Source organism: Rhizobacter sp. P3_C12 (assembly GCF_056402735.1).
Window position 1 is genome coordinate 1 of sequence record NZ_JBFUGW010000396.1, and the last position, 4,383, is coordinate 4,383.

Here is a 4,383-nt window from a genome sequence, read left to right on the forward strand (position 1 = left end):
GCGCTGACCGGCGCCGACGCGGCCCCGGCCGGGGCGATCACGACGACCGGCGGTGCGGCCGGTTGCACCGTGGTGACGCAGCCTTGCAGCAGCAGGCCGGACAGCACCAGCGACAGGCCCGCAGGCGCGCCGGATCTCGACAGGATCAGGGAGTCATCTTTCACGTCAACGGTGTCCTTGTGGGAAGCGACTGGAGGGGCCGGGGGCGGTCGTCGGATGGAGGCCGCGTGGAAACAAAGTGTAGAGCGTTGCGCCGGGCGTCCACCCCGTGGAACGCCGAGCTAGACTCCGTCGCGCTTTGCAGGTTCCGTGCCCCAGCCGATCGGAAACCCGCAGGCCGGCGAGCCATGCGCGCCGGATGTGCATTCCTCACGCTTCATGACCACCCACCTCCTCTACCTGCACGGATTCCGTTCGTCACCGCAGTCCACCAAGGCGCGCCAGGTCGAGGCCTGGGTGAAGCGCCATGCACCGCGCGTGCGCTGGTGGTGCCCGCAGCTGCCGCCGTCGCCGCAGGAGGCGATCGAGGGCCTGCAGGCCGAGCTGGCGGGCTGGCCGCACGACCGCCTGGCGATCATCGGCAGCTCGCTCGGCGGCTTCTATGCCACGGTGCTGGCCGAGCAGCTCGGCTGCCCGGCGGTGCTGCTGAACCCGGCCGTCGACCCGGCCCGCGACCTGGCCGGCCACATCGGCGAGACGAAGGCCTGGCACAGCGAGGAGCGCTTCTTCTTCGTGCCGGCCTACGTCGAGCAGCTGCGCACGATGACGCCGGGCACGCTCGCCAAACCGTCGCGCTACTTCGCGGTGATCGCCACCGGCGACGAGGTGCTCGACTGGCGCGAGATGAGCGAGCGCTACCGCGGCGCCCACCTGCGCATCGTCGAGGGCAGCGACCATGCGCTGAGCGGGTTCGACGAACACCTGCCCCACCTGATGCATTTCCTGCAGCTTGGCGCCTCGCCCTGACCGGGATCGGCCGAGCTTTCCGCGACAATCCCACCCCATGTATGCACTGTTCGATGACGCCGGCAAGTTCCTCGCCGGCCGCGTGATGACCGAAGCCGACAGCTCGATGCAGATCGAGCTCGATTCGGGCAAGCGCGTGAAGGTGAAGGCAGCCAACGTGCTGCTGAAGTTCGAGAAACCGCTGCCGGCCGAGCTGATCGCCGAGGGCCAGCGGCTCGCCCGCGAGATCGACCTCGACCTGGCCTGGGAATTCGCGCCCGATGCCGAGTTCGGCTTCGCCGACCTGGCGCGCGACTACTTCGACAGCAAGGCCGGCGTCGAGAAGCAGGCCGCCGCGCTGTTCCGGCTGTTCGAGGCGCCGCACTACTTCCGCCGCCTCGGCAAGGGCCAGTTCAAGAAAGCGCCGGAAGAGATCGTGAAGGCCGCGCTGCTCGGCATCGAGCGCAAGAAGCTGCTGGCCGCGCAGATCGAGGCCTGGGCCGCCGAGCTGGCGGCCGGCCAGTGCCCGGCGCCGGTGCGCGAGCAGCTCTACAAGATCCTGTTCCGCCCCGACAAGAACGCCGCCGAGTACAAGGCCGTCGTCGAGGCCTCGCGCCGCGCGCAGAAGGCGCCGCTCGACCTGCTGACCGCCGCCGGCGCGATCGATTCGCCGTACCAGTTCCACTGGCGGCGCTTCCTGTTCGAGAACTTCCCGAAGGGCACGGCCTTCCCGCCGCTGTCGGCCCCGGCCATCAAGGACGACCTGCCGGTCGCGGCCGTGCAGGCGTTCTCGATCGACGATTCGCAGACCACCGAGATCGACGACGCGCTGTCGGTGCAGGGCCTGGGCAGCGGCACCGTGGTGTTCGGCGTGCACATCGCGGCGCCCAGCCTCGCGATCGCGCCCGACAGCCCGGTCGACAAGGTCGCGCGCGACCGGCTGTCGACCGTCTACATGCCGGGCTACAAGCTGACGATGCTGCCCGACGACGTGGTGCAGGCCTACACGCTGCAGGCCGGGCGCGACTGCCCGGCCGTGTCGCTGTACGTCAGCTTCGACGAGGCCACGCTGAAGGTGACCGGCAGCGAGACGAAGCTCGAGCGGGTGCCGATCGCCGCCAACCTGCGCCACGACCAGCTCGACGCGGTGATCACCGAGGCCACGCTGCTCGGCGAGGCGCCGGCGGGCTACGAGTTCGCGCCGCAACTCGCGTTCTGCTTCCGCCTGGCCCGCCACCTGAAGGCCGGCCGCGAGCAGGTGCGCGGCAAGCCGGAGCTGTTCAACCGCGCCGACTACAACTTCAAGCTCGACGGCAATGACGGCGCCGAGCCGCAGGGCCACGAGCGCGTCAGCATCGGCACGCGCCAGCGCGGCTCGCCGCTCGACCTGATCGTCGCCGAGGCGATGATCCTCGCCAACAGCACCTGGGGCGGCTGGCTCAACGAGCTCGGCGTGCCCGGCATCTACCGCAGCCAGGCCAGCATGGCGCCGGGCGTCAAGGTGCGCATGGGCACCAAGGCCGCGCCGCACGCCGGCATGGGCGTCGCGCAGTACACCTGGGCCACGTCGCCGCTGCGCCGCTATGTCGACCTGCTGAACCAGTGGCAGATCGTCGCCTGCGCGCGCCACGGCCGCACCGCGGCGCTGGCCGCGCCGTTCAAGCCGAAGGATGCCGCGCTGTTCTCGGTGATCTCCAGCTTCGATGCGGCCTACAGCGCCTACAACGGCTTCCAGTCGGGCATCGAGCGCTACTGGACGCTGAAGTACCTGGAGCAGAACGGCATCGCCGAACTCGACGCCGCGGTCATGAAGGAAGGCCTGGTGCGCGCCGACACGCTGCCGCTCGTGTTCCGCGCGGTCGGCGCCGACCGGCTGCCGCGCGGCGCGCGCGTGAAGGTGCGCATCACCGGCACCGACCTGCTGACGCTGGACGTGCATGCGAGCGTGCTGTCGCGCATCGACGATCCGGACACCTCGGCCGATGACGCGGTCGTCGAGGATGCCGAGGCCGACAGCGAGGAGGTGGCCGCCGGTCCGCTGACGCTCGCGATCGACGTGGCCGCCGATGCAGGCGACGAAGAAGCTCCCTCCTCCGATGCGGCCACCGCCGCCACCCCTGCCGCCTGAGAGACCGATGCTGAAGAAGTTCTCCACCCTGCAGATCGCGCTCGCGGTGTCGATCGGCGTGCATGCCCTGTTGCTGGTGGTGCGCTTCGTCGACCCGGAGGGCTTCAACCGCGTGTTCCAGGACACGCCGCTGGAGGTGATCCTCGTCAACGGCAGCTCGGCCGAGGCCCCGGTCAAGCCGCAGGCGATCGCGCAGCGCAACCTGGCCGGCGGCGGCGAGGCCGAGCGCGGCCGCGCCACCTCGCCGCTGCCGTCGTCGGCGCTGATCGAGCTCGGCGACTCGGCCGACGAAGCCCACAAGCAGATCGAGCAGCTGCAGGAAACCCAGCAGCAGCTGCTCGCGCAGGTGCGCCGCGAGCTGGCCTACCTGCCGGCCCCCGACCCGAAGCGCGACCGCGGCGATCCGCAGGCGCGCGCGCAGGAGGAGCGCCGCCGCCAGCTGATGCAGCTGCTGGCCGAGATCGAAAAGCGCATCAATGAAGAGAACTCGCGGCCGAAGAAGCGCTACATCAGCCCGGCCACGCGCGAGGAGCTGTACGCGATCTACTACGACTCGCTGCGCCGCAAGATCGAGGACCGCGGCACCCGCAACTTCCCCGAGTCGCAGGGCAAGAAGATCTACGGCGAGCTGATGATGGTGATCACGATCGATGCCGCCGGCCGCGTGCTGGAGACCGAGATCGTGCGGCCGTCGAAGTCGCCGCTGCTCGACAAGCGCGCCCAGGCCATCGTGCGCGCGGCCGCGCCGTTCGGCCAGTTCAGCACCGAGATGCGCAAGCGCGCCGACCAGCTGGTGATCACCTCGCGCTTCCGCTTCACCCGCGAAGAAGGCCTCGAGACCACGCTGAGCGCCCCCGAGACGCGCTGAGGCGCGCCGAGACGAGACACACCCATGGACCGCTACGTCGTCGCCGGCAATCCGGTGCAGCACAGCCAGTCGCCGTTCATCCACGCGCGCTTCGCCGAACAGACCGGCCAGGCGCTGCACTACGACCGGCTGCTGTGCCCGCTGGACGGCTTCGCCGACACCGTGCGCCGCTTCGCCGACGAAGGCGGGCGCGGCTGCAACGTCACGGTGCCGTTCAAGTTCGACGCCTTCGACCTGGCGGCACGGCGCACCGACCGCGCGGCGCTGGCCGGGGCCGCCAACATCCTGCGCTTCGACGAGCGCGACGGCTGGCTGGCCGACAACGCCGACGGCTGCGGCCTGGTGCGCGACATCGAACGCAATGCCGAACGCGCGCTCGCCGGGCAGCGCGTGCTGGTGGTCGGCGCGGGCGGCGGCGCGGCCGGCGCGCTGGGCCCGCTGC

General features: G+C 70.7%; 3 protein-coding genes and 1 pseudogene. All 4 read left to right on the plus strand.

Annotated elements, in window-relative coordinates:
* Positions 1 to 378 precede the first annotated feature (378 nt).
* Positions 379 to 966 (plus strand): YqiA/YcfP family alpha/beta fold hydrolase, encoded by a 588-nt coding sequence (locus AC1DXV_RS31840; RefSeq protein ID WP_477937484.1) that lies wholly within the window; start codon positions 379 to 381, stop codon positions 964 to 966.
* Between the two features lie 37 nt (positions 967 to 1,003).
* Positions 1,004 to 3,073, plus strand: coding sequence for a ribonuclease catalytic domain-containing protein (locus AC1DXV_RS31845; protein ID WP_477937486.1), 2,070 nt, complete (start codon positions 1,004 to 1,006; stop codon positions 3,071 to 3,073).
* Positions 3,074 to 3,080: 7 nt separating this feature from the next.
* Positions 3,081 to 3,941: an energy transducer TonB gene (locus AC1DXV_RS31850; protein WP_477872836.1), complete on the plus strand. Its 861-nt coding sequence runs from the start codon at positions 3,081 to 3,083 to the stop codon at positions 3,939 to 3,941.
* Positions 3,942 to 3,965: 24 nt separating this feature from the next.
* Positions 3,966 to 4,383: pseudogene (aroE, locus tag AC1DXV_RS31855) on the plus strand (shikimate dehydrogenase); the annotation flags it as partial.